Origin of the sequence: Spirillospora sp. NPDC000708, assembly GCF_040299565.1 — a bacterium.
Taxonomy (GTDB): domain Bacteria; phylum Actinomycetota; class Actinomycetes; order Streptosporangiales; family Streptosporangiaceae; genus Spirillospora.
In genome coordinates this window covers 62,890-85,834 of sequence record NZ_JBEPCJ010000028.1, presented here as the reverse complement: position 1 = coordinate 85,834, position 22,945 = coordinate 62,890, and the positions used below count along the sequence as shown (strand labels likewise).

Annotated in this window: 24 protein-coding genes; 12 read left to right on the top strand and 12 right to left on the bottom strand. The window is 72.9% G+C overall.

Features of this window, described 5'->3' with window-relative positions; all coding sequences use genetic code 11:
* Both alr and ABT299_RS21285 read right to left on the bottom strand, forming a co-directional pair.
* Positions 1 to 1,128 carry an alanine racemase gene (gene alr, locus ABT299_RS21290; RefSeq protein ID WP_500251750.1) on the bottom strand — a complete coding sequence of 376 codons (1,128 nt, stop codon included), beginning with the start codon at positions 1,126 to 1,128 and terminating at the stop codon, positions 1 to 3.
* Positions 1,129 to 1,452: 324 nt separating this feature from the next.
* Positions 1,453 to 2,925, bottom strand: coding sequence for an NAD(P)H-hydrate dehydratase (locus tag ABT299_RS21285; protein ID WP_500251749.1), 1,473 nt, complete (start codon positions 2,923 to 2,925; stop codon positions 1,453 to 1,455).
* A gap of 325 nt (positions 2,926 to 3,250) precedes the next feature.
* Here ABT299_RS21285 and ABT299_RS21280 point away from each other — a divergent pair, with 325 nt between their 5' ends.
* From ABT299_RS21280 to ABT299_RS21270, 3 genes are all read left to right on the top strand, one after another.
* Entirely contained in the window at positions 3,251 to 4,114 is an 864-nt protein-coding gene (locus ABT299_RS21280) for a helix-turn-helix domain-containing protein (RefSeq protein ID WP_190862706.1), read from the top strand.
* Between the two features lie 57 nt (positions 4,115 to 4,171).
* A complete protein-coding gene (locus ABT299_RS21275) occupies positions 4,172 to 4,414 on the top strand; it encodes a DUF397 domain-containing protein (RefSeq protein ID WP_190862744.1) in 243 nt (80 codons plus the stop codon).
* A 198-nt stretch (positions 4,415 to 4,612) separates the two neighbouring features.
* On the top strand, positions 4,613 to 4,819 hold the full coding sequence (locus ABT299_RS21270; protein ID WP_190862704.1) for a DUF397 domain-containing protein: 207 nt from the start codon (positions 4,613 to 4,615) through the stop codon (positions 4,817 to 4,819).
* Positions 4,820 to 4,961: 142 nt separating this feature from the next.
* On the opposite strand, the gene glmS is transcribed toward ABT299_RS21270, so the two are convergent.
* Complete coding sequence (gene glmS, locus ABT299_RS21265) at positions 4,962 to 6,809, bottom strand: glutamine--fructose-6-phosphate transaminase (isomerizing) (protein ID WP_190862702.1); 1,848 nt, start codon at positions 6,807 to 6,809, stop codon at positions 4,962 to 4,964.
* A 124-nt stretch (positions 6,810 to 6,933) separates the two neighbouring features.
* Between glmS and coaA the strand changes: the two genes are divergently transcribed.
* The 3 genes from coaA to ABT299_RS21250 all read left to right on the top strand — a co-directional run bounded on the left by coaA (position 6,934) and on the right by ABT299_RS21250 (position 8,969).
* Positions 6,934 to 7,875 carry a type I pantothenate kinase gene (gene coaA, locus ABT299_RS21260; protein ID WP_190862700.1) on the top strand — a complete coding sequence of 314 codons (942 nt, stop codon included), beginning with the start codon at positions 6,934 to 6,936 and terminating at the stop codon, positions 7,873 to 7,875.
* 104 nt (positions 7,876 to 7,979) lie between these two features.
* Positions 7,980 to 8,636, top strand: coding sequence for a TetR/AcrR family transcriptional regulator (locus ABT299_RS21255; protein WP_500251748.1), 657 nt, complete (start codon positions 7,980 to 7,982; stop codon positions 8,634 to 8,636).
* 9 nt (positions 8,637 to 8,645) lie between these two features.
* Positions 8,646 to 8,969: a hypothetical protein gene (locus ABT299_RS21250; RefSeq protein WP_387021827.1), complete on the top strand. Its 324-nt coding sequence runs from the start codon at positions 8,646 to 8,648 to the stop codon at positions 8,967 to 8,969.
* An 18-nt stretch (positions 8,970 to 8,987) separates the two neighbouring features.
* Here ABT299_RS21250 and ABT299_RS21245 read toward each other — a convergent pair whose 3' ends face one another.
* Positions 8,988 to 9,458: a GNAT family N-acetyltransferase gene (locus ABT299_RS21245; RefSeq protein ID WP_500251747.1), complete on the bottom strand. Its 471-nt coding sequence runs from the start codon at positions 9,456 to 9,458 to the stop codon at positions 8,988 to 8,990.
* A gap of 98 nt (positions 9,459 to 9,556) precedes the next feature.
* Here ABT299_RS21245 and ABT299_RS21240 point away from each other — a divergent pair, with 98 nt between their 5' ends.
* Together ABT299_RS21240 and ABT299_RS21235 are read left to right on the top strand one after the other, a co-directional pair.
* On the top strand, positions 9,557 to 10,141 hold the full coding sequence (locus ABT299_RS21240; RefSeq protein WP_500251746.1) for a cadmium resistance transporter: 585 nt from the start codon (positions 9,557 to 9,559) through the stop codon (positions 10,139 to 10,141).
* A 104-nt stretch (positions 10,142 to 10,245) separates the two neighbouring features.
* A complete protein-coding gene (locus ABT299_RS21235; protein WP_500251745.1) occupies positions 10,246 to 11,358 on the top strand; it encodes a polysaccharide pyruvyl transferase family protein in 1,113 nt (370 codons plus the stop codon).
* A 67-nt stretch (positions 11,359 to 11,425) separates the two neighbouring features.
* Here ABT299_RS21235 and ABT299_RS21230 read toward each other — a convergent pair whose 3' ends face one another.
* The 5 genes from ABT299_RS21230 to ABT299_RS21210 form a co-directional block, all read right to left on the bottom strand.
* A complete protein-coding gene (locus tag ABT299_RS21230) occupies positions 11,426 to 12,142 on the bottom strand; it encodes an ABC transporter permease (protein WP_190862686.1) in 717 nt (238 codons plus the stop codon).
* A 7-nt stretch (positions 12,143 to 12,149) separates the two neighbouring features.
* On the bottom strand, positions 12,150 to 13,061 hold the full coding sequence (locus ABT299_RS21225; RefSeq protein ID WP_190862684.1) for an ABC transporter ATP-binding protein: 912 nt from the start codon (positions 13,059 to 13,061) through the stop codon (positions 12,150 to 12,152).
* Between the two features lie 52 nt (positions 13,062 to 13,113).
* Complete coding sequence (locus ABT299_RS21220; RefSeq protein ID WP_500251744.1) at positions 13,114 to 13,992, bottom strand: ABC transporter permease; 879 nt, start codon at positions 13,990 to 13,992, stop codon at positions 13,114 to 13,116.
* Complete coding sequence (locus tag ABT299_RS21215) at positions 13,989 to 15,053, bottom strand: ABC transporter ATP-binding protein (protein WP_500251743.1); 1,065 nt, start codon at positions 15,051 to 15,053, stop codon at positions 13,989 to 13,991. Before ABT299_RS21215 ends, ABT299_RS21220 begins: the two co-directional genes overlap by 4 nt.
* Before the next feature lie 63 nt (positions 15,054 to 15,116).
* Positions 15,117 to 16,073, bottom strand: coding sequence for a DUF389 domain-containing protein (locus ABT299_RS21210; protein WP_190862677.1), 957 nt, complete (start codon positions 16,071 to 16,073; stop codon positions 15,117 to 15,119).
* A gap of 119 nt (positions 16,074 to 16,192) precedes the next feature.
* On the opposite strand from ABT299_RS21210, the gene ABT299_RS21205 reads away from it, so the two are divergent.
* Both ABT299_RS21205 and ABT299_RS21200 read left to right on the top strand, forming a co-directional pair.
* Positions 16,193 to 17,041 (top strand): HNH endonuclease family protein, encoded by an 849-nt coding sequence (locus ABT299_RS21205; protein WP_500251742.1) that lies wholly within the window; start codon positions 16,193 to 16,195, stop codon positions 17,039 to 17,041.
* A 28-nt stretch (positions 17,042 to 17,069) separates the two neighbouring features.
* A complete protein-coding gene (locus ABT299_RS21200) occupies positions 17,070 to 17,399 on the top strand; it encodes a hypothetical protein (RefSeq protein WP_500251741.1) in 330 nt (109 codons plus the stop codon).
* Positions 17,400 to 17,476: 77 nt separating this feature from the next.
* Here the strand turns inward: ABT299_RS21200 and glmM are convergent, their stop codons facing one another.
* The 3 genes from glmM to rplM all read right to left on the bottom strand — a co-directional run bounded on the left by glmM (position 17,477) and on the right by rplM (position 20,063).
* The gene (glmM, locus tag ABT299_RS21195) at positions 17,477 to 18,820 is read right to left on the bottom strand and encodes a phosphoglucosamine mutase (protein WP_500251740.1); all 1,344 of its coding nucleotides are present in this window, start codon (positions 18,818 to 18,820) and stop codon (positions 17,477 to 17,479) included.
* Positions 18,821 to 19,007: 187 nt separating this feature from the next.
* Positions 19,008 to 19,520: a 30S ribosomal protein S9 gene (gene rpsI / locus ABT299_RS21190; RefSeq protein WP_190862669.1), complete on the bottom strand. Its 513-nt coding sequence runs from the start codon at positions 19,518 to 19,520 to the stop codon at positions 19,008 to 19,010.
* A gap of 90 nt (positions 19,521 to 19,610) precedes the next feature.
* Positions 19,611 to 20,063, bottom strand: a complete 453-nt coding sequence (rplM, locus tag ABT299_RS21185) for a 50S ribosomal protein L13 (RefSeq protein WP_190862666.1) — start codon at positions 20,061 to 20,063, stop codon at positions 19,611 to 19,613.
* Between the two features lie 672 nt (positions 20,064 to 20,735).
* Between rplM and ABT299_RS21180 the strand changes: the two genes are divergently transcribed.
* Both ABT299_RS21180 and ABT299_RS21175 read left to right on the top strand, forming a co-directional pair.
* Positions 20,736 to 21,467 carry a CAP domain-containing protein gene (locus ABT299_RS21180; protein ID WP_500251739.1) on the top strand — a complete coding sequence of 244 codons (732 nt, stop codon included), beginning with the start codon at positions 20,736 to 20,738 and terminating at the stop codon, positions 21,465 to 21,467.
* A gap of 117 nt (positions 21,468 to 21,584) precedes the next feature.
* On the top strand, positions 21,585 to 22,934 hold the full coding sequence (locus ABT299_RS21175; protein ID WP_387021862.1) for a hypothetical protein: 1,350 nt from the start codon (positions 21,585 to 21,587) through the stop codon (positions 22,932 to 22,934).
* The last annotated feature ends 11 nt before the right edge of the window (positions 22,935 to 22,945 follow it).

Below are 22,945 nucleotides of genomic sequence, written 5' to 3'. Positions count from 1 at the left end.
TCACGCCCCCTGCCGCCCCCGGTAGGCCCTCGGCACCCGGGCCCCGATGCGGGTGACGATCTCATACGAGATGGTGCCGAGCGCCTCCGCCCACTCCTGCGCGGTCGGCTCGCCCCGGTCCCCCGGCCCGAACAGCACGATCTCCTCCCCCGGCGCCAGCTCGTCGTCACCGAGGTCGATGACGAACTGGTCCATGCAGACCCGCCCGGCGATCGTCCGGCGGCGCCCGGCCGCGAGGACCTCCAGCACGTTCGAGCCGTGCCGCGGGATGCCGTCCCCGTACCCGGCGGGCACCACCGCCAGGTTCGTCTCCCGCGACGTGAAGTAGGTGTGCCCGTAGGACACGCCGCTGCCCGCCGGCACCCGCTTGACCAGCGCCGCGTCCGCGACCAGCGTCATCGCGGGCCGCAGTCCGAAGGTACCGAGGGACGGCACCGGCGTCAGCCCGTACGTCGCGATACCCGGCCGTACGAGGTCGAACCGCGCCTCCGGCAGCGTCAGTGCCGCCGCCGAGTTCGCCAGGTGCCGGACCTCGAACCGCGCGCCCGCCTTCTCGGCGTGCTCCACCATCTCGGTGAACGCCCCGATCTGCGTGCCGATCGACGGGTGGCCCGGCTCGTCCGCGCAGGCGAAGTGCGACATCGCCCCGACCACCCGCAGGTGCCCGGCCGCCTCCGCCTTCAGCGCCGCGTCCACCAGGTCGTGCCAGTCCTGCCCGCGCGCCCCGCCCCGCGTCATGCCGGTGTCGGCCTTCAGGTGCACCCGCGCCGGGCGCCCCGCCAGCTCCGCCGCCCGGACCAGCTCGTCCACCAGCCACATCGCGCCCACGGTGATGTCGAGGTCGCGCGCCACGGCCTGCTCGTACGGCTCGCCGGGCACGCCAAGGCACACCAGCGTCCGGACGTCCACGCCGGCGTCCCGCAGCGCCAGCGCCTCCGCCAGTTTCGCCACGCCCAGCCACGTCGCGCCGCCGGCCAGCGCCGCGCGCCCCGCCTCCACCAGGCCGTGCCCGTACGCCTCGGCCTTCACCATCGCCATCACCTCGGCGCCGCCCGCCCGCTCGCGCAGCAGCCCGACGTTCCCGGCAATGGCGTCCAGATCGACGCGCGCCTCCGCAGGAACCCTCATGGTTACCCAGTGTGCCGTTCCCCAGGCCGTGCCCGAAGCATCGCGGTCAGGCCCCGTCCCCCGCAGGGCCCACCCCCGTGCGCCCTTTGCCTGATATGACGCACTTTCCCCGCACCCGGTTCAGCCCACGCCCGAGCTCTCCCTTGATCAAACCCCCCGCCCCGTACGCGAGCGCGTTACTCGTCCCGCACGCGAGCGCGTTATCTGACCGATGGGGCGACGCCGAAGGCGAGCCCCCATCGGGAAGCTCGCGAAGCGAGGTCGCGCTCGCCCAAGACCGGTCAGCGGGCGAGCCGCCAGGCGAGCCTGCTGGGCCGGGATTGCTTAAACACTGCGGAAGGCGTCGGGGAGGGCGGTGATGACGTCGTAGGCGCTGATCGGGGCCTCGGCGGCGGACGGGTGGGGCGCGGACGCGAGGCGGGCGGCGAGGCCGTGCAGGTAGGCGCCGGAGGCGGCCGCGTCGAGGGCCGGCATACCGCCCGCGAGCAGGGCGCCGATCAGGCCGGACAGGACGTCGCCGGTGCCTGCGGTGGCCAGCCGCGGGGTGCCGGTCGGGTTCACGCGGACGGGGCGGTCCTGCTCGGCGACGAGCGTCGTGGAGCCCTTGAGCAGGACCGTCGCGGACAGCTCGGCGGCGGCGCGGCGGGCGTGCTCCAGCCTGCGGGCCTCGATGTCCTCGCGGGCGACGCCGAGGAGGCGGGACAGCTCGCCCGCGTGCGGGGTGAGGACGGTCGGCGCGGGCCGCAGCAGCAGGTCGCGGCGGCGGGCGAGGACGGTGAGGCCGTCGGCGTCGACGAGGACGGGCAGGTCGGTGGCCAGGACGGCCGCCAGCAGCGACTCGGCGGCGTCGCCGGTGCCGAGGCCGGGGCCGGCGACCCAGGCCTGGACGCGCCCGACGCGTTCGAGGACCTTCGGCTCGTGCGGGCCGGGGTCGATCACGGTGGTGACGACCTCGGGCCAGCGCTGCCGGACGAGCTCGACGGGGTACGCGACGGAGGCGAAGCGGACCATCCCGGCGCCGCCGTGCACGGCGCCGCCGGTGCTGAGGACGGCGGCGCCGGTGTACTCGTCGCCGCCGGCGAGGATGCCGACGACGCCGCGCCGGTACTTGTCGGACTCGGGGCCGGGCTCGGGCGGGCGGACGTCGGCGGGGCGGGCGGCGACGACGTCGGGGTCGGGCAGGTCGTCGCCGAGGCCGATGTCGACGAGTTCGACGACGCCGCAGTGGGCGGCGCCGGGGTCGATGAGCAGGCCGGGCTTGTGGGTGCCGAAGGTGACGGTGATGTCGGCGTGGACGGCGTCGCCCTCGACGCACCCGGTGCCGGCGTCGACGCCGCTCGGGACGTCGCAGGCGACGACGAGGCCGGGCGCGGCGGAGGCGAGGGCGGCGAGGCGGGCGTGCGGGTCGCGGAGGGCGCCGGTGCCGCCGATGCCGGTGAGGCCGTCGACGATGAGGTCGGCGCCGGCGATCGCGGGCTCGGGGTCGCCGTCGAGGAGGCGGCCGCCGGCGGCGCGCAGCGCGGCGAGCCCGCCCTCGTGGATCTTGGAGCCGGCCTGGACGGCGCGCACCCGGGCGCCCCGGAGGGCCAGCCGGGCGCCCGCGTAGAGGGCGTCGCCGCCGTTGTCGCCGCCGCCGACCAGCAGGACGACGCGGGCCCCGTAGACGGCGGGCAGGACGCGGGCGCAGACGGCCGCCAGCCCGGCGGCGGCGCGCTGCATCAGCGCGCCGTCGGGGAGCCGCGCCATGAGCGCCCGCTCCGCCGCCCGCACCTTGCCGACCTCGTGCGCGTACCTCATCCGCTGCTCCCCATGCGCGCCGTCCGGACGATCACATGACTTAGCCTGCCACGCTCCACCGCCGTGTAACCGGCCGGAGCCGTTCCGCGATCCCCGGCGCAATGGCGCGGGGGATCCGGGTCCGATTCATGGTCCGCCACCCGAAAGGTGGGTTAGCGTGTGTTTTCACGGAAGTTGCAGTGCGGCGCGGGCGCGGAAAAACCCGTAAAATGATCAGCCAACGTGCAGCGACGGACGGTCCCGATGCGGCACACTGCGACGGGACCGCTCCCCGGACGAGAAGGGGGTCGGAACGGTGGTCGCGTCTCGGAGTGCCTCCGGGGACATGAGTCCGTTCCGGGGTCCGAACGTCCGGCAGCGCCGGCTCGCCGCCGAACTCCGGCGGCTCAGGGAACAGAAGGGACTCACCGGAGACGATGTCGCCGAGCGGCTGGCCTGGTCGACCGCCAAGGTGAGCCGGCTGGAGAACGCGCGTACCGGCGCGAAGATCGACGACATCCACGCGCTCATCGACCTCTACGATATCGCCGAATCCCACCGATCCGAGCTGATCGCCCTTGCACACGATGCCGCGGAGAAGGGCTGGTGGGAGGGTTACCGGGAACTGCCCGGCGGCTACTCCGCACTGATCGCACTGGAAGACGAAGCGAACAAGATCACGCAATGGGAGACCTACATCGTTCCGGGCCTCCTGCAAACCGAGGCGTACGCGCGCGCGACGATCTCCGGGCTGCATCTTTTCGACACCGTCCCGCCGCGGGAGATCGACCGCAGGGTCGAGGTGCGGATGCGTCGCCAGGGAATCCTGCACAGAGCAGAACCTGTCGAATACACCGTCCTGCTGGACGAGTCCGTGCTGCAGCGCCTCGTCGGCGACCACGCGGTGATGCGAGCGCAGCTCGACCATCTCCTCGAGGTCGCGGAGATGCCGAACGTGACTCTGCGCGTCCTGCGGCTGGGTGTCGCCCATCCTCTGATGGAGGCGTCGTTCCAGTTGCTGGAGTTCGACCCGGTCCACGACGTCGTCTTTCCGGACATCGTTCACACGGAAAGTCTCACGGTCAGCCAGTTTCTCGACGAGAAGATCACGCACATGTATCGGCTCGCGTTCGAGGGAATGGCCCGGGTCGCGCTCGACGGCGCCGAGTCCATGGAATTCATTGCGCAAGCGCGGGCCGTCTGGCGATAGCACCGCCGCTACGGCGGTGCATATATCCGGAAAGGCCAACGCGTGTCCTCGTTCGAAATGTCGCCTGACCTCAACGCGCCCGCAGCCGGTGCGTCCGAAAACGCCGCGACCGGCTGGCGGAAAAGCGCGCGGTGCGCGGGCAACGGCGCCTGCGTGGAAATCGGGAGCCTGCGCGGCGGCGCGGTCGCCGCACGGGACGCCTTCCACGGCGACAGCGGGCCCGTGCTGACGTTCTCCGCCGCCGAGTGGCGGGCGTTCGCGTCCGCCGCCAAGGCCGGCCGCTTCGATCTGGCCCGCTGACACCGGGGGTCCGCGGGCGAAGAGGTGACCGACGGCCCGCACCGGCGTCCGCCGGGGCGGGCCGCTCTTGCGCACCAGGGGTCGCAGCGGTACCGGCGCCCCCGCTGATCATCGGCATTCCGGGCGGATCTTGTTACCTTGTTCCTGGCATCGGCAGCGCCGCCGTGAGCAGAATGCGTCTCCGATTCGGGAGCCAGGATGAGTTTCCATGCCGCACCGCCCCCACGCTGGAGGAAGAGCACCCGCTGCGGGGCGAGCAACACCTGTGTCGAGGTGGCCGGGCACGACGACGGAATCGTCTCCGTACGGGACGGAGCAGCCGACGATACGTGCTTGGACTTCGCTCGCGGAGAATGGCGGCGGTTCGTCGCGGCCGTCCGGAGGGGAGCCTTCGACTTGCACTGAAAGTTGCATTTACTGAGATTCTCAGAAACGACCCGCGAATAGCCGCCACCCGTCCGCACCGGCGCGGACGGGCCCGCGCGCAAAGGCTCCGCACGCGAAGGGCGGGGGAGGCGCCCGCCTCCCCCGCCCCCCGCGTCGGCGGCTACTCGACCGTGACGGACTTCGCGAGGTTCCGGGGCTGGTCGACGTCGTGGCCCTTCGCGGTGGCCAGCTCGCAGGCGAACACCTGCAGTGGCACGGTCGTCACGAGCGGCTGCAGCAGCGTCGGGACGGCCGGGACGCCGATCAGCGTGTCCGCGTACGGCTCCACCGACGCGTCGCCCTCCTCCGCGATCACGATGGTGCGGGCACCGCGGGCGCGGATCTCCTGGATGTTCGAGACGATCTTGTCGTGCAGGACGTCCCGGGCGCGCGGCGGCACGACCACCACGACCGGCAGCCCCTGCTCGATGAGCGCGATCGGGCCGTGCTTCAGCTCGCCCGCCGCGAACCCCTCGGCGTGCATGTACGCCAGCTCCTTGAGCTTCAGGGCGCCCTCCAGCGCCACCGGGAAGCCCACGTGCCGGCCGAGGAACAGCACGCACCGCTCGTCCGCCAGGGACCGGGCCAGCTCGCGGACCGGCTCCATGGTCTCCAGGACCTTGTCGACCTTCTCCGGCATCCGCTCCAGCAGCTGCACCATCGCGAACACCTCGTCGCCCCACTTGGTGCCGCGCACCTGCGCGATGTAGAGCGCGATCAGGTAGACCGCGACGAGCTGGGTCAGGAACGCCTTGGTGGAGGCGACCGCGATCTCCGGGCCGGCGTGCGTGTACAGCACGCCGTCGCACTCGCGCGGCAGCGTCGAGCCGTTGACGTTGCAGATGCCGAGCAGCTTGGCCTTCTGCTCGCGGGCGTGCCGGACGGCCATCAGCGCGTCCATCGTCTCGCCGGACTGGGAGATCGCGATGACCAGCGTCGTCGGCGACAGGATCGAGTCCCGGTAGCGGAACTCGCTGGCCAGCTCCACCTCGCAGGGCAGCCCCGCCCAGTGCTCGATCGCGTACTTGGCGATCAGCCCGGCGTGGTAGGACGTGCCGCACGCCACCACGATGATCTTGTCGACCTCGCGGAGCTCCCGGTCCGAGATGCGCATCTCGTCCAGGTGCAGCCGGCCGTCCGCGCCGATCCGGCCGAGCAGCGTGTCGGCGACCGCCCGCGGCTGCTCGGCGATCTCCTTGAGCATGAAGTAGTCGTAGCCGCCCTTCTCCGCGGCGGACACGTCCCAGTCGACGTGGTACTCCTTCACCTCGGCGGGCCGGCCCTCGAAGTCGGTGACCGTCACCCCGCCGGAGCGCAGTTCCACGACCTGGTCCTGGCCCAGCTCGATCGCGTCCCGGGTGTGCTCGATGAACGCCGCGACGTCGCTGGCGAGGAAGTTCTCGCCCTGCCCGACCCCGACCACCAGCGGCGAGTTGCGGCGCGCCCCGACCACCAGGTCGGCGTCGCCGGTGTGCACCGCGACCAGCGTGAACGCGCCCTCCAGCCGGCGGCACACCCGGCGCATCGCCTCCGCCAGGCCGCCGCCCCCGCCGGCCAGCTCGTCCTCCAGCAGGTGCGCGACGGCCTCGGTGTCGGTGTCGGACTTCAGCTTGTGCCCGGCGTCCTCCAGCTCGGCGCGCAGCTCGGCGAAGTTCTCGATGATCCCGTTGTGGATCACCGCGACGGAGGCGGTGCAGTCGGTGTGCGGGTGGGCGTTGCGGTCGTTCGGCGCGCCGTGCGTCGCCCACCGCGTGTGCCCCATGCCGAGCGTCCCGGCGGGCGGCGGCTCCTCGGCGATCGCCTCCCGCAGGTTCACCAGCTTCCCCGCCCGCTTCGCCGTCGCCAGGCGCCCGTCGGCCAGCACGGCCACCCCGGCCGAGTCGTAGCCGCGGTACTCGAGCCTGGCCAGTCCGTCGACCACGACGTCGAGCGCGGGCCGGCCGCCTACGTACCCCACGATTCCGCACATGGCGGCAACTCTATTCGGTGTCTCCCACCGGACCTACCTGCAGAGGGCGTAGACGGGTGGCGCTAGGTTGGACGCCCGGTGAAAACCCGGAGACCGGCCTGAACGAACGATTACCGTTCTGGCCATGACGAGCGGATGGGACAGCGTGCCGACCCCTTACGTGGAACTCTCCCGCGAGGCCTGGCGGGCCCTGCGCGAGAACACCCCGCTGCCCCTCACCCCCGGTGAGCTGGACGCCCTGCGCGGCCTGCGGGACCCGATCGACATCACCGAGGTCGAGGAGGTCTACCTGCCGCTGTCCCGGCTGCTGAACCTGTTCTTCCAGTCCGACGGGCGGCTGCGCGACACCGTCAGCGGCTTCCTCGGCGGCGAGGTCGCGCCCACCCCGTTCATCATCGGCGTCGCGGGCAGCGTCGCGGTCGGCAAGTCCACCACGTCGCGGCTGCTGCGCACCCTGCTGGCCCGCTGGCCCGAGCACCCGAGCGTGGAACTCGTCACGACCGACAGTTTCCTGTATCCGAACGCGATCCTTACCGAGCGCGGGATCATGGAAAGGAAGGGTTTCCCCGAGTCCTACGACCGGCGCGCGCTGGTCCGGTTCGTCTCGTCGATCAAGGCGGGGGCGGACAAGGCGGAGATCCCGGTCTACTCCCACCTGGAGTACGACATCGTCCCGGACGCGGTGCAGACCGTCCGGCGGCCCGACATCCTGATCGTCGAGGGGCTGAACGTGCTGCAGGCGCCGCCGCCCGGCACCCTCGGCGTCTCCGACTTCTTCGACTTCTCGATCTACGTGGACGCCCGGGTCGAGGACATCATGCAGTGGTACGTCGAGCGCCTGTTCGCGCTGCGCCGCACGGCGTTCACCGACCCGCGCTCGTACTTCCACAAGTACGCCCACGAGCTGGACGAGGACGAGACCGCCGCGTTCGCCAAGCGGGTCTGGCGGGACGTCAACGAGATCAACCTCGTGTCCAACATCCTGCCGACCCGGGCCCGCGCCACCCTCGTCCTGCACAAGGGCCGCGACCACGCCGTCCAGCGCGTCCGGCTGCGCCGGATCTGACGCCGCTCCCCGCCGGGTCGGGGACCCCGTGCCCCTTGCCGGGGCGTCCCCTCGGCGCGTAGTGTACGAAACCGTTTCGTTTCGAAGTGAGGAGGGGCGGGCGCATGTCGGACGCACGGGGCGCGGCCCGCGAGGAGGCCATCCTGCGGGCCGTCCTCGACCTGGTCGCCGAGGTCGGCTACGACCAGGTGACCATGGACGCGATCGCCGCGCGGGCGCGGGCCAGCAAGGCGACGATCTACCGGCGCTGGCCCGGCAAGGCCGAGATGGTGGTGGCGGCGGTCCGCGGCCGCGCCGGCGCCGCCGCGGTGACCCCGCCCGACACCGGGGAGCTGCGCACCGACCTGCTCGCGGTGCTCCGGCAGATGCGCGACGGCCTGCTGGCCCAGGACGCCGCGCTCGTCCTCGGGCTGATGGTCGCCATGCACCGCGACCCGGCGCTGGCCGACGCCGTCCGGGCCCGGTTCGTGCACGACAAGCACGCGATGTTCGGCGCCGCCATCGCGCAGGCCGTCGCGCGCGGCGACCTCCCGGCCGGCCTCGACGCCGCCCTGTTCATGGAGATCAGCTCGTCGATGCTGTTCTCCCGGCTGTTCGTCGCGGGCGAACCGCTCGACGACGCCTTCGTCCTCCGCCTGGTGGACGACGTGCTGCTGCCCCTCCTCGACCACCAGACCAGCGCGACCCACCAGACCAGCGCGACCGACCGGACCAGCGCGACCCATCGGACCAGCGCGACCCACCGGACCAGTGCGACCTAGGAGCATCCGATGTGGCAGACGATCGTTCTCAGCGGCCTCGGCGGAGTGGTGGGCGGCAACGCCCTCCCCCACTTCGTGCGCGGCATCACCCGCGAGCGCTACCCGAACGTCACCGGCAACGGGCCGCTGCCGAACCTCGTCGGCGGCTGGGCCGGGCTCGTGGTGGCGCTCCTGCTCGTCCACTGGGCGGACCCGGGCCGGCACCCCGGCTGGGCCTTCGGGTCCGCGGCGGCCGGCGTGCTGCTCATCGGCCTTTTCCACGCGGGCCCCGGCGCCTTCGGCCGCAAGGAGACCCCGCCCCCGGCCGCTCCCCGCCCCGGCCCAGCGGCCTGAGTCCCGCGCGGGCACGCGTCAGGACGTCCAGGCCAGCTCGTAGTACTTCAGCGCGTCGTCCTCGGCGACCAGGCGCATCCCCGCCGCGGCCATGACGCGCTGCGACGCGACGTTGCCGCGGTCGGTGTCGCCCCTCACACGGGCGGCGCCGCCCGCGCGGGCGAAGCGGAGCAGTTCCCGGAGCGCCTCGGCGGCGTAGCCGTGGCCGCGCGCCGCCTCGACGAGCCCGTACCCGATCGTGACGGCGCCGCCGTCGTCCGGGGCCGCGTGGAAGCCCGCGCCGCCGATGGCGCGCCCGTCGGCCCGTACCCGGATCTCGTAGGCGCCGAAGGGCCGCGGATCACCGTCGGAGGCGCAGACCTCCAGGTAGCGGCGGGCTCCCGCCACGTCCATGCCGGTGGGATAGCCGCCCGCCGGAGCCGGCCCGGCCGCCACCAGCCGCTCCGCCTCGGCGACGGTGAACGGGTGCAGCACGAGACGTTCCGTCACAAGATCCTCCATACCGGAACCACTACCAGCCGGCCGGCCGGCAGGGCACCTGGTTTTCCGCCGCCGCCGGATGGCGCGGGCCGGTAGGTTCGTCCGTTATGGGGGCGACCGTCGGTGCGGCGATCGGCATGTTCGCGGGGACGAACGTCGACGACATCATCGTGCTGACCGTCCTCTTCCTCAGCGGGCGGACCGGCGGGGCACCGCGGGCCCGGCAGATCTGGGCCGGGCAGTACGCGGGCGTCGGCGTCCTGGTCCTGGTCTCGGTGGTCGCGGCGCTGGGGCTGACCGTCGTGCCGGACGCGTGGATCGGGCTGCTCGGCCTCGTCCCGTTCGCGCTCGGCGTCCGCGGGCTGGTCGGAGCGGTGCGGGCCGGGGACGGCGACCCGCCGCCCGTGGCGTCGGGCACCGTCGCCGTGGCCGCCGTCACGATCGCCAACGGCGCCGACAACATCGCGGTCTACACCCCCGTGTTCCGCACCATCGGCCCCGGCGCGACGGCCGTGACGATCGCTGTGTTCGCCGCCGGGGTGGCACTGTGGTGCCTGGCGGGGTCATGGCTCGGCTCGCACAAGAAGGTCATCGAGGTCGTCGAGCGCTACGGCCGCTGGCTCGTCCCGCTCGTCTTCATGGCGATCGGCGCGGTCATCGTCGTCGGTTCCGGCGTGCTGACCCGGCTCTGAGCAGGGTGATGCGGGTAATCCGCCAGGGGGCGGTGGGCGTCCTCTGGTGAACCGGCCTCCCCGCGCCGGGCGGCGGCTCGGCCGCGGACAGGCTCAGGAGAGAAATGATCTATCTCGTCGGCACGACCGGGTTCCCGAACTACGGCGATGAGCTGATCGCCGCGGCCTGGCTGCGGTACCTGGCCGAGGCGGCCCCGGACACGGACGTGTGGCTGGACTGCCCGAGCCCCGGCCCGGCCGGGGTGCTGCTCGACGGGATCCACCCGCGGGCGCGGTTCACCGACACGTTCTGGCGGCTGTGCTGGGAGGCCCCCGGCGACGGTCCGTGGGAGACGGCGGCCTGGGTGCGGCGGGCGATGCACCATCCCGGGATGGCCTGCCGGTGGGTGGCCGGCATCGAGCTGGCCGCGCGGGCGCGGATCGTCCACGTCATCGGCGGCGGATACGTGAACCGCATCTGGCCGAAGCACTACGGGCTGCTCGCCGCCGCCGTGGGGGCGGTCGAGCGGTCCGGCGGACGGGCCGTGATGACCGGGCAGGGGCTCTTCCCCGCGGCGGAGGACGCCGCGCCGCTGGTCCGCGAGCTGGCGGCGCGCTTCGAGCTCGCCGACGTGCGGGACGAGCCGTCCGAGCGGCTCCTCGGCGACGTGACGGCGACCGGCCGCACCGGCGACGACCTTCTCCTCGGGATCGGCCCGCACCTGTACCGGCGACCCGAGGAAGAGATGCCGGAGGTCATGCTCTGCCTCCAGTCGGACCTGCTGGAGATCCCGCGCCCCGCCCTCGCGTCCTTCGTGACCGGCACCATGCGGGCCTGGGGCGTCACCGGCGACCGGATCGGGGTCGTCGAGGGCATCCCGGGCGTCGACCGGGCGATCTACGACCTGGTCGAGCCGTACCTGCCCGGCATGCGCTTCTACCCGTTCTCCGACATCTGGGCGCACGGGCTGCCCGCCGGGCCGGAGCAGGTCTGGCTCTCCACCCGCTTCCACCCGCACCTGCTCGCCGCCGCCGCCGGAGCGAGCGGCGTGGCGGTGCCGATCAACCCCGACTACTACGCGACCAAGCACCGCTCCCTGACCGGCGCGGGCAGCGGCTGGACGCTCGCCGAGCCCCCGGCGGTGCCGGAGCGTCCGGCCGGCGGCGGGTTCGACCCGGCGGCGCTGGCGTCCCTCCGGGAGGGGAAGGCCGCGCTGGCCGCGAAGATCTACTCCTGACACCCGGAGGCCGGGCGCCCGATCGACGAGCGCCCGGCCGCCGGGTATCAGGCCGCTGGAAGGCGCATCACTCGGCGCTGGCGATGGTCAGCGAGCGCAGCCGGAACGCCGCCAGGAACGCGGCGCCCACCGTGACGGCGACGAGCAGCGGGATCGCCACGCCGAGGTCGACGGACGAACTGACGGGCGACGCCGGGGTCAGGGCGTCGGTGACCGACAGCGCCCACTGCTGGATGGACGCCGACTTCGCGCCCGGCGCGAAGCTCCCGAGCAGCGTCTCCCAGACCAGCGCGTACAGCAGCCCGATCGTGACCGCGTTCCGGCTCATCACCGCGAGCGCCACGAACACCGCGCTGTAGGCGACGCCGCCGACCAGCACGCCGACGGTGAAGGCGGGCACGAGCTGCGCGGTCGTCCCGGTCAGCACCAGCCCGGCCAGCAGGGTCGGGACGACCGAGAACGCCGCGACCAGCACGATCGCGACCGCCAGCTTCGTCAGCACGATCACCTGCCGCGGGATCGGCTTGGTCAGCACGTACATGATCTGGCCGTCGTCGATCTCCGGGCCGATCACGCCGGTGCCGGCGATCAGCGCGAGCAGCGGCAGCAGCGTGGCCAGCCCGAACTTCTGCAGCACGTTCGCCGAGACGTCCAGGTCGTTGTTGCCCGTCCAGCGCAGCACGACCGCCAGGACGACCAGCAGCGCCGGCAGCGCGAGCAGGAGCAGCGCGCGCCTCCGGCCGAGCATCGCCCGGAAGGTGATCATCGCAATGGTCGCGTTCATCGGAGCATCACCGGGCCACCAGGTAGGAGAAGACGCTTTCGAGGGACTCGTCGGCCGGGGAGACCTCCCACAGCCGGACGCCGGCGTCCCGCGACACCTGCGGGAGCAGCCAGGTGAAGCGCTGGAAGTCGACCGCCTCGACGCGCAGGCCCTTGTCGGTGAGCTGGACGCTGCGGGCCGAGCCGTCGGCGATGACGGCGGCGGCGAGGCCCCGGTCGTCGGACGAGCGGACGAGGAAGATGTGCGGCCGGTCGGTCATCAGCCGGCGGATCTTGCGGAAGTCGCCGGACGCGGCGTGCCGGCCCGCGACGATCACCTCGATGTGCCCGGCGAGCCGCTCGACCTCCTCCAGGATGTGCGAGGAGAACAGGATCGTGCGGCCCTCGTTCGCCATCCGGGTGATCAGGTCCATCAGCTGGAGGCGCTGGCGCGGGTCCATGCCGTTGAACGGCTCGTCCAGCAGGAGGACGGGCGGGTCGTGCACGAGCGCGGACGCCATCTTGATCCGCTGCTTCATGCCCTTGGAGTAGGTGCCGATCGTCCGGCCCGCCGCGTACGCCATCTCGACCCGGTCGATGGCCTGCCGTGCGGCGGCCTGCGGGTCGGGCAGCTTGTGCAGCTTCGCCATCGACAGCACGAACTGCTCGCCGGTGAGGAAGTCGTAGGCGCTCTCGCGCTCGGGGACGAGCCCGAGCCGCCGGTAGATGCCGGGGTTCTGCCAGATCGGCTCGCCGTCCAGCGTGATCGTCCCGGACGAGGGGGCGAGGAACCCGCCCATCATGTGGATGAGCGTGGACTTCCCCGCGCCGTTCGGGCCGAGTAGGCCGGTGACGCCCGGGCCGATCGTCATCGAGACGCCGTTGACCGCGACGACGTTGCCGTACCAGCGGGACACCTTCTCCAGCCTGATCTCGCTCATGCCCCGCTCCTTCGAGGGGAGACGGCCCCTCGCGCCCCCCGGTTCGCTTCGCTCATGACAGCCCCGCCTTCCGGAACCGGCGGTACAGAACCGCGACCGAGCCGGCGACGATCACCGCGCACAGCGCGAGCGCGACGACGCCGCTGAACGTGCCGGACGGCACGTCCACCGCGGACTTCTGCTGGCCGAGCAGCCGCACCTGGACGATGTCGATCAGGTTGAACGGGGCGAGGACGCCGATCCAGCCGGCCAGGGTGAAGTTGGTCTGGTGCTCGGCGATGCCCTGGATGATCAGCGTGAACGTGCTGGTGATCATGTAGACGGCGATGACGGCGGCGACGCCGAGGCCGCGGCGCGGGGTGAACGCGGCGACGACCGTCCCGATCGCGGCGAGCACCAGCGCGAACAGCACGCAGCCGGCGAGGCCCGCGAGGTAGTGCAGGAACTGGTGCCAGGAGTCCGGCACCTTCGTCACGAGGCCGCCGACGTACAGCACGGTGACGGGCACCGCCATCAGCGCGAACAGCGCGGTGGCGAGCGCGCCGAGCTTCGCCAGGACGAAGTCGAGGTGGCCGACCGGGCGGGAGAAGTACAGCGGGACGACGTGGAAGCGGATCTCCCGGGACGCCAGCACGGGCGCCTGCGTGGCCAGGAAGATCGCGATGATGACCTGGAGGGTGACCGCGTAGGAGGAGTAGCGCATCAGCGCCTCGGGCCGCTTGGCGACCGCGACGACCGCGACGGACCCGGCGGCCGGCAGCAGCATGATCGCGGCGAGCAGGAACGGCATGACCTTCGCGCGGGCGGGCCGTCCGAGGCCGAAGGCGGCGCGCAGGTTGTGCACGTACAGCGACCGCATCACGTAGGCGCGGCCGCTGCGGCGGCCCTCGTAGTGGCGGTAGCCGATGTCGTGGATGGTGCTGGTGCTCATCGCGGGCCTCCCTGCGGCGCGCCGGGCGGCATCGGGACGGGCGGGGCGCCCGGCGGGGCGGGCGGCGGCACGCCCGGCGTCCCGGGCGGACCGAACGGACCCGGCGGACCGGACGGACCGGACGGACCGGACGGACCGGGCGGGCCCGGCGGGACGGTCTCCGCGGGCGCGGTCTGGAAGACCTCCTCGATGTGGTGGCGGCGCTGCTCCATCCGGATCAGCCGCAGCCCGAGGTCGGCGACGCCGTCCCGGACGAGGTCGTAGGTCGCCTCCCCCGCGATGTCGATGACCAGGAACCGCCCCTCCGGATGCACGGACACGCCCTGGTCGTACAGGTGCTGCCCGAGCGTGTCGCGTCCCTCGTCCACCTCGACGGTGAGCACGCCGCTCTCGGCGGTGTACGCCTCGACGGCCTGGGAGCGCAGCAGCTTCCCGCCGTCGATGATGACCACGTGGTCGCAGACCCGCTCCAGCTCGCCCAGCAGGTGCGAGGTGACCAGCACGCTGATGCCGAACTCGGCGCCGATGCGCCGGATCAGGTCGAGCATCTCGTCGCGCCCGGCCGGGTCGAGGCCGTTGGTCGGCTCGTCGAGGAAGACCAGCTTCGGGTCGTGCACGAGGGCCTGGGCCAGCTTCACCCGCTGCCGCATGCCCGTCGAGTAGCCGCCGATCGGACGGTAGCGCTCCTCGTACAGCCCGACGTGGCGCAGGGTGTCGGCGGCGCGCTCGCGCGCGGCGGTCGGCGGCAGCCCGCACATCCGCGCCATGTGCACGACGAACTCCGTCGCGGACACGTCCGGCGGGAGGCACTCGTACTCGGGCATGAACCCGACGTTCTCCCGGATCCGGACGCCCTCGCGGGCGATGTCCATGCCCAGCACGGTCGCGGTGCCGGCGGACGGGGGCTGCAGGCCGAGCAGGATCTTGATCAGCGTGGACTTGCCGGCGCCGTTGGCGCCGACCAGCCCCACGACGCCGGGCTCGACGGCCACCGTCAGGTCGTCCAGGGCGGTCACCCGGGGGAACCTCATCGTCAGGCCCTGGGTGGCGATAATCGGCATGTCCCCGAACCTAGCGGCTGGGTGCGGCCGCGGCGTCACCCTTAGGTGGTACGCGGATGCGCCTTAAGTCGACCGTTTGGCCGCCGATCGGCCCCTCTGGCGGAGGACCGCGCTCCACACGGCGCGCTGGAGGAACAGCGTCACCGTGCCGGCGATGATCATCCCGAGGAGGTTGACGCCGAGCTGCTCCAGCGACCCGGTGATCTCGGCGCCGTGCCGGAGCGCCATCGCGACCGCGAGGTTCCCGGCGGCCGGGACGGTGGTGACCGAGATGAAGACGCCGACCAGCGCCGACGACTTCCCCGCCGTCAGCGACAGCACCCCGGCGGCGCCCGCGAGCAGCGCGACGATGAACGACCAGCGGTCCGGGCTGTAGATGAACGCGGTCAGCGGCCGGCTCGCGGGCAGCCGGTCGCTCTCGATCACGCCGGTCCACTTGCTGACCAGCGCGCACACGTAGGTGATGGCGATGGCGGAGGTGAACCCGACGATCAGCGCCCGGACCGCCTGCCAGATCCGCCCCGGCTGCCGCCGGAAGATCCCGTAGCAGATCGCCGCGACCGCGGCGAACTCCGGGCCGAGCACCATCGCGCCGACCACCAGGACCGGCGAGTCGATCAGCGCGGCGATCCCGGCCAGCTGCGTCGCCAGCGCGAGGAACGCGATGAACGACCAGGTCAGCATGGTGCCCTCGGTGACCTGCCGGTCGAACTCGTCCCACACGACCGCGTCGTCGCCATGGCCGGGCGCGCGCCGTTCGGCCCGCTCGGCGACCTCCGACACCGACAGGTCGATCTTCTCCATCGCGATGGAGCCGTCCCTGTCGATGCCGAGCCGGCGCAGCGCGGCGAGGACCTCGTTGGCGGACTCGCGCGCCACGTCGATCTGGACGAGGTCGCCGCGCGGGGAGCGCGCGGCGCCGGGGAGGACGACGACGTTCGTGGCGCCCGCGCAGTCCGACAGGGCCGCGCAGACGGCCTCCGTCCGGTCCGGCGGGACGATCGCTCTGAGGTGCAGCACCCGCCACATGCTGCCGTAAAAGCCCGGGGACCGTGGCGCCGGCGCGAGTCCGTACGATTTGATCGTTTATTTACCCGCATCTGGGTGAAAGACGACAGAAAACTCCGGGTGGTGAGGGCATGACGCGGCGCGACGGGCTGCGACGGGAACGCGTGCTACGACGGGCACGGGCGCGACGACGGGAACAGGGCCGGCGCGGGACGGCCCTCGCGGCGGCGGCGCTCGCGCTCACCGTCCCCCTCGCGGCGTCCGGCTGCAAGACGGACCCGGGCGCGGACGGATCGGGCGGGACGGGCGGGTCGTCCGGCGGGTCCGGGCCGTCCCGCAACGACGGGCACGCGGTGAGCCCCCTCGACAACCCCGACGGCACCAAGCCGGGCCTCGCGCCCATCACCTCCTCCGGCGACCTCGGCAAGGCGCGCGCGCTCATCAAGAAGGTCGCCACCAAGGGACGCGGCCCGAAGACCGGCTACGAGCGCGACAAGTTCGGCTACGCCTGGATGGACAACGCGCCCGACGTCCCGTTCGCGCACAACGGCTGCGACACCCGCAACGACCTGCTGAAGCGCGACGGGGAGGACGTGAAGTACCGGTCCGGGTCCAACTGCGTCATCGTCTCGCTCACGCTGGACGACCCCTACTCCGGCAAGACCATCCACTGGACGAAGTCGCACGCGACCGCCATCCAGATCGACCACGTCATGCCGCTGTCGTACGACTGGCAGATGGGCGCGTCGCGGTGGACCAAGGACAAGCGCGAGTCCATCGCCAACGACCCGCTGAACCTCATCCCGGTGGACGGGCCGCTGAACGGCGCCAAGAGCGACTCCGGACCGGCGTCATGGCTGCCGCCGAACAAGCGCGTCCGCTGCTCGTACGGCGTCCGCGTCGCGCAGGTGTCGCTGAAGTACGACCTGCCCGTGACGTCCGCCGACAAGCAGAAGATGCTCGAACTGTGCGGAGGATGACGGCGGCCCGCCCCAATATGCTCGTCGGATGAGCAACGAACCCGACGACCGGCCGGAAGCCGAGACCTCCGAGACCTCCGAGGCCGCCGACCGGCCCCGCGTCCGCACCGAGCGCGGGGTCGGCGCACGCGCCGTCGGCGCCGAGGTGACCGGCGCGTCCGCGACCGGCCTCACCCTGCGCCTCGGCAACGGCCTCGGCTCGCTCGCCCTCGGCTCCATGGCGCTCGGCGCGATCGCCATCGGCGCCGTCGCGATCGGCAAGCTCGCCGTGAAGCGCGCGATCATCGGCCACCTGGAGGCGGGCACCGTCGAGATCAAGCACCTCAAGGTCGGGCGCCTGGAGATCGACGAGCGCTGACCGCGCCCGCGCGGCCCCGGCCCGGCCCGGCTCGCGGCCGGGGTGCTCGCCAGGTGGCTCGCACCCCGGCCGGCGGATCAGCCGAGGAGGTCGCGGACGACGGCGGCGAGGCGCTCGGCGACGGCCTGCGCCTGGTCGTGCGACGCCGCCTCCACCATCACCCGCACCATCGGCTCGGTGCCGCTCGGCCGGATCAGCACCCGGCCCGTCTCGCCCAGCTCGGCCTCCGCGTCCGCCACCGCCGACGCCAGCCCCGGGTCGGTCTTCGCGCGCGTCTTGTCCACGTCCTTGACGTTGATCAGCACCTGCGGCAGCCGCGTCATCACCTTCGCCAGCTCGTCCAGCGGGCGGCCCCGCCGCACCATCGCCGCCAGCAGGTGCAGGCCGGTCAGCACGCCGTCCCCGGTGGTCGCGTGGTCCAGCATGATCACGTGGCCGGACTGCTCGCCGCCGAAGACGAACCCGCGCTCCTTCATCGCCTCCAGCACGTACCGGTCGCCGACCGCGGTCTCCACCACCGCGATCCCGGCGTCCCGCATCGCCAGCTTGAAGCCGAGGTTCGACATCACCGTCGCCACCACGGTGTCGGACGCGAGCGCGCCCGCCTCCCGCAGGTCCAGCGCCAGGATCGCCATGATCTGGTCGCCGTCCACCACCTCGCCCGACGCGGTCACCGCCAGGCACCGGTCGGCGTCGCCGTCGTTGGCGATGCCCGCGTCCGCGCCGTGCTCGCGCACCGCCGCGCACAGCGCGTCCAGATGCGTGGACCCGCAGCCGGAGTTGATGTTCAGCCCGTCCGGCGCCGTCCCGATGGTGATCACCTCGGCGCCCGCGCGGCGCAGCGCCTCCGGCGCCACCTCGCTGGACGCGCCGTTCGCGCAGTCCACCACCACGCGCAGCCCGTCCAGCGACACCGGCAGCGTCGCCAGCAGGTGCGCGACGTACTGCTCGACCGCGCCGTGCGCCTCCCGGACCCGGCCGACGCCCGCGCCGGTCGGCGGCTCCCACGCCGCCCCGAGCCGCGCCTCGATCCGGTCCTCGATCTCGTCGGGCAGCTTGTAGCCGCTGCGGTCGAAGAACTTGATCCCGTTGTCCGGCGCCGGGTTGTGCGACGCCGACAGCATCACGCCGAGGTCGGCGGCCAACTCGTGCGTCAGGTGCGCGACCGCCGGCGTCGGCAGCACCCCGAGCCGCAGCACGTCGACGCCCGAGCTCGCGAGCCCGGCGACCACCGCCGCCTCGAGGAACTCGCCCGAGGCCCGCGGGTCGCGCCCGACCACCGCCATCGGCCGGTGCCCCCGGAACGCGCCCTGCTCGCCGAGGACCCGCGCCGCCGCGACGGACAGGTCCATGGCCAGCGGGGCGGTCAGGTCGCGGTTGGCGAGCCCACGCACGCCGTCGGTCCCGAACAGACGAGCCACAGTTCAACTCCCGGAAAGACGAAAAGACCGCGCGGGCGGTCCGGAACGGGTGCGCGCCCCGTCCGCCCATGCGGTCAAATCTAGTGGGCCAGGCCCTGCGAACACGGGCGAGCCGCCGCACCCGGTGCGCCGCCCGTGCGGGGCGGCCGCGGAAACGTCCACGGGGTGCGGCGGCTCGTGCCGTCGATCAGCGCTTGCTGTACTGCGGAGCCTTGCGGGCCTTCTTGAGACCGGCCTTCTTACGCTCCGGCACCCGCGCGTCGCGGGTGAGGAACCCGGCCTTCTTCAGCGCCGGGCGGTGCTCGATGTTCGCGAACTGCAGCGCGCGGGAGATCCCGAGGCGCAGCGCGCCGGCCTGGCCGGTGGTGCCGCCGCCGTTGACCCGGGCGAGGACGTCGAACTGGCCCTCCAGGCCGAGCAGGACGAACGGCTCGTTCACGATCTGCTGGTGGACCTTGTTCGGGAAGTACTGGTCCAGGGTGCGGCCGTTGATCTTCCACTGGCCGGAGCCCGGGACGATCCGGACCCGCGCGATGGCCTGCTTGCGGCGGCCGGTGCCCGCGGCCGGGCCGGTGGCGACCGGCTGGCCCAGGTAGCTCTCGCCGGCGGCCTCGGGGGTCTCGGTGCTGTACTCGGACGGAGCGTCCTCGTAGGAGTCGAAGTCGACGCCCTCGGCGGGCGTCTCGGTGGACTCGGTCACGCTTCTCCTCAGGTGTTCTAGCCAGGGCGGCTGGCCCGGTGATCGGGTGCCCCGGCGGCCTCCACGGGCGCGCGCCGTCGCGCGTCCGCGTTACTTCGCGAGCTGGCTGATCTGGGTGATCTCGAACGGGACGGGCTTCTGCGCCTGGTGCGGGTGGTCCGGACCGGCGTAGACCTTCACCTTCCCGAACATCTTCCGGCCGAGGGTGTTCTTGGGCAGCATGCCCTTGATCGCCTTCTCGACCGCCCGCTCGGGGTGCTTGGCCAGCAGGTCGCCGTAGGCCACCGAGCGGAGACCGCCCGGGTAGCCCGAGTGCCGGTAGGCCTTCTTCTGCTCCAGCTTGTTGCCCGACAGCGCCACCTTGTCGGCGTTCACGATGACCACGAAGTCACCGGTGTCGAGGTGCGGGGCGTAGATGGGCTTGTGCTTACCCCGAAGCAGCTGCGCGACCTGACTGGCGAGACGGCCCAGCACGACATCGGTCGCGTCGATGACGTACCACTGACGCTGTACGTCAGCGGGCTTAGGGGTGTACGTGCGCACGGTCGTCAGCCTTCGTTTCTCGTCGACTTCACAGCGGATATCCTGCTCGCGCCGATCAGGACACTTGGATCTCCGACCTGGCGCTCCGGGAGGCCGGGGCCCGTAACGCGCGGACCCGTCCCCGGGACGGACACGCTGTGGGGCACACCGACACGTCGTTGCGATTCGTCTCCCGCCCGGACAGGCGTCGACGCATACAACAAACCCGCAGGATACCCGCGCGGACGCACGCGGGTCAAAACGCGGATCGCTGTGGCAGTCTCCCAGCCGCTCTCCAGTATGCAGCATCGTCCGCGGGGCCCGGCCCGGCGGCCCCGCGCCGGCCGCAAGGCCGTTTCAGACGATCTTGGTGTTCCCTCCCCCTTATAGGGATAAGGTGCCGCCGACCGGTCCACGCCGGCGCCGCCGGCCCGCACCCGGGAGCCCCCGCTGTCCCCTGCCCGCAGAACCGGTGCCCGCAGATCCGGTGCCCGCAGTTCCGGCCGACGGCCCGGACGCCATCAGGCCCGGCACTCCGGCGAGCCCGCGGCGCGCGGCTCCTCTCCTTCTCCTCCCTCCTCTTCCCCCCACGGCTCCTCGTCGGTGCGACCCGACCGGCCCGCGGGATCCCGGCGGCGGCGTCGCCGGGCGCGGACGGGACGGCCCGGCTCCCGGCCCCTCATCGCGATCGCGGTGACCATCGGCGCGTCGGCCCTCGCCATCGGCACGGGCGTCGCGCTCGACCGGCTCGTCCTGCCCCAGTTGCGGTCGGAGCCGATCGCCGCGTCCGACCACGGCGGCGGCCCGTCCGGCACGGGAGACTCGGGCCGAAGGGACGAGCCCGGCGCCGGGACGGGCGGCGGTGCCGGCCCCGGGCGCGGCACGCGCACCGCGCCCGCCGACGCCCCGGCCGGCGTCGGCGCGACGGCGCCGCCGAGGACGGCGCATTCCCCGTCGCCCTCCCCGAAGCCGTCGACGGCGAAGACGACGCCGCCCGCCGAGGACGCCGACCGGCCGGCGGACGGCCCGGCCGAGGCCCCCGGCGCGTCCGATCCGGCGGGCGCCGTCGTCGCGCTCACCAACACGGAGCGGGCCAAGGCCGGCTGCCGGCCCCTCCGCGTCGACAAGCGGCTCGCCGCCGCGGCCCGCGCGCACTCCGCCGACATGGCCGCGCACGGTTACTTCGATCACGACTCCCTCGACGGCGACAGCCCCTGGACGCGGATGCTCGACGCCGGCTACCCCGCCCCCGGCGCGGAGAACATCGCCAAGGGGTACGCCACGGCCGCCGCGGTCGTCGGCGGCTGGATGGACAGCCCCGGCCACCGCGCGAACATCCTCGACTGCGGTCTGCGCGCCATCGGCGTCGGCATGGCCGCGGGCCCGGACGGCCCGCTGTGGACCCAGGACTTCGGCTGGACGTGACGGCCCGGACCCGGACGGCGACCTTCCGCAAAGCACCGGCGTCCGGTTCGCCCCCATGTCATGGTGGGTGTTCCGAAGGTCCAGAGCCCTGAACGAGGAACGGTAAGGTCCAGAGCCATGGGTTATCCGGGCGATCAAGGCAGGCCCGGCGGCCGGCCACCGGGGCCGTCGCCGCAGGCGCCGTACGGCTCCGGAGCCGAGGCGCCACCGTACGGCAACGACAACGACGAGACCTCCGCCCCGCACGGCGAAGCCTCCGGCGCGCGCCCGTTCGGCGGCGAGTCCTTCGGCACCGGACCGCTGGAGGCGGACCCCTTCGGGACCGGGCCGCTGGAGGCGGAGCCCTTCGCGGCGCCGTCCGCGGCGGCCGAGGCCCCGGGCGCGCCCGGCGGTCCGACGGCCGTCTGGGGCGAGCCGCCCGCGCAGGGAGGCCAGGACGCGTTCCCGCCGGGCGACTTCGGGTCCGGCGGGCACGACCGCTTCGGGCAGGGCGGATCCGACCAGTTCGGGCAGCAGCAGTTCGGACAGGACCAGTTCGGGCAGCAGCAGTTCGGCCAGGAGCGGTTCGGGCAAGAGCAGTTCGGGCAGCAGCAGTTCGGGCAGGGGCCCGGCGAGTTCGGGCACGGCGACCCAGGGGACGACCCCTACGGCGCCCCGATGCCCGGCGGCTACCAGCCGGGCGACGCCGACGGCGCGCCGCCCGGACCGTCCGGCGAGAGCGGCCCGTCCGGGCGGCGCCGCAGCCTCCCGCTGATCATCGGCGGCGCGGTCGTCGCCGGGCTGGTCCTCATCGGCGGCGGCGTCGGCGTCGCGTCGATGATGAAGGACGATCCCAAGCCGGAGAAGAAGGCGCCGCCCGCCGCGGCGTCCACCAAGCCGACGGCACCAGCGACGCCGACCGTCCCGCCGCTGCAGGCGGTGAAGCTGCAGAGCCGCGCCACCGACCCGGTGAAGCTGACCCTGTCGGAGGTGTTCGGCAAGGCGTCGTTCAAGGCGTCGGGCCTCAAGTACGTGCGGACCGCCGCGAGCTCCACGACGAAGTGCAGCGCCGTCGTCGGCGGTACCGCGCTGGAGAAGGCGCTGAAGAAGGGCGACTGCACGCAGGCGCTCCGCGCCACCTACGCGCTCAGCAGCGGGTCGCTGATCGGCACCATCGGCGTCCTCAACCTCAAGTCCGCCGACGCCGCCAAGCTGGCGGTGAAGGCCACGTCCGCCAAGGACGCGTTCCTGGTGGCCCTGCCCGGCAAGGGCGTCACCAAGAAGGCGGGCAAGGGCCTCGCGTTCGGCACCTCGCAGGCGCGCGGCCACTACCTCGTCATGACCTGGGTGCAGCGGCCGGACGGCAAGGCGATCGCCGCCAAGTACCATAAGGCGGTCAGCGTCTTCGGCGCCGAGCTGTACAAGGGCAGCGACCTCGCCTTCGCCCTGCACTACAGGGAAACAGAAGGCAAACCCCTCAAGAAATGACCGGTTTGAAT

Coding starts and splice junctions, on each gene's coding strand:
- alr (WP_500251750.1), bottom strand. CDS start 1,128: ATGAGGGTTCCTGCGGAGGCGCGCGTCGATCTGGACGCCATTGCCGGG.
- ABT299_RS21285 (WP_500251749.1), bottom strand. CDS start 2,925: ATGAGGTACGCGCACGAGGTCGGCAAGGTGCGGGCGGCGGAGCGGGCG.
- ABT299_RS21280 (WP_190862706.1), top strand. CDS start 3,251: ATGAGTCCGTTCCGGGGTCCGAACGTCCGGCAGCGCCGGCTCGCCGCC.
- ABT299_RS21275 (WP_190862744.1), top strand. CDS start 4,172: ATGTCGCCTGACCTCAACGCGCCCGCAGCCGGTGCGTCCGAAAACGCC.
- ABT299_RS21270 (WP_190862704.1), top strand. CDS start 4,613: ATGAGTTTCCATGCCGCACCGCCCCCACGCTGGAGGAAGAGCACCCGC.
- glmS (WP_190862702.1), bottom strand. CDS start 6,809: ATGTGCGGAATCGTGGGGTACGTAGGCGGCCGGCCCGCGCTCGACGTC.
- coaA (WP_190862700.1), top strand. CDS start 6,934: ATGACGAGCGGATGGGACAGCGTGCCGACCCCTTACGTGGAACTCTCC.
- ABT299_RS21255 (WP_500251748.1), top strand. CDS start 7,980: ATGTCGGACGCACGGGGCGCGGCCCGCGAGGAGGCCATCCTGCGGGCC.
- ABT299_RS21250 (WP_387021827.1), top strand. CDS start 8,646: ATGTGGCAGACGATCGTTCTCAGCGGCCTCGGCGGAGTGGTGGGCGGC.
- ABT299_RS21240 (WP_500251746.1), top strand. CDS start 9,557: ATGGGGGCGACCGTCGGTGCGGCGATCGGCATGTTCGCGGGGACGAAC.
- ABT299_RS21235 (WP_500251745.1), top strand. CDS start 10,246: ATGATCTATCTCGTCGGCACGACCGGGTTCCCGAACTACGGCGATGAG.
- ABT299_RS21230 (WP_190862686.1), bottom strand. CDS start 12,142: ATGAACGCGACCATTGCGATGATCACCTTCCGGGCGATGCTCGGCCGG.
- ABT299_RS21225 (WP_190862684.1), bottom strand. CDS start 13,061: ATGAGCGAGATCAGGCTGGAGAAGGTGTCCCGCTGGTACGGCAACGTC.
- ABT299_RS21220 (WP_500251744.1), bottom strand. CDS start 13,992: ATGAGCACCAGCACCATCCACGACATCGGCTACCGCCACTACGAGGGC.
- ABT299_RS21215 (WP_500251743.1), bottom strand. CDS start 15,053: ATGCCGATTATCGCCACCCAGGGCCTGACGATGAGGTTCCCCCGGGTG.
- ABT299_RS21205 (WP_500251742.1), top strand. CDS start 16,193: ATGACGCGGCGCGACGGGCTGCGACGGGAACGCGTGCTACGACGGGCA.
- ABT299_RS21200 (WP_500251741.1), top strand. CDS start 17,070: ATGAGCAACGAACCCGACGACCGGCCGGAAGCCGAGACCTCCGAGACC.
- ABT299_RS21175 (WP_387021862.1), top strand. CDS start 21,585: ATGGGTTATCCGGGCGATCAAGGCAGGCCCGGCGGCCGGCCACCGGGG.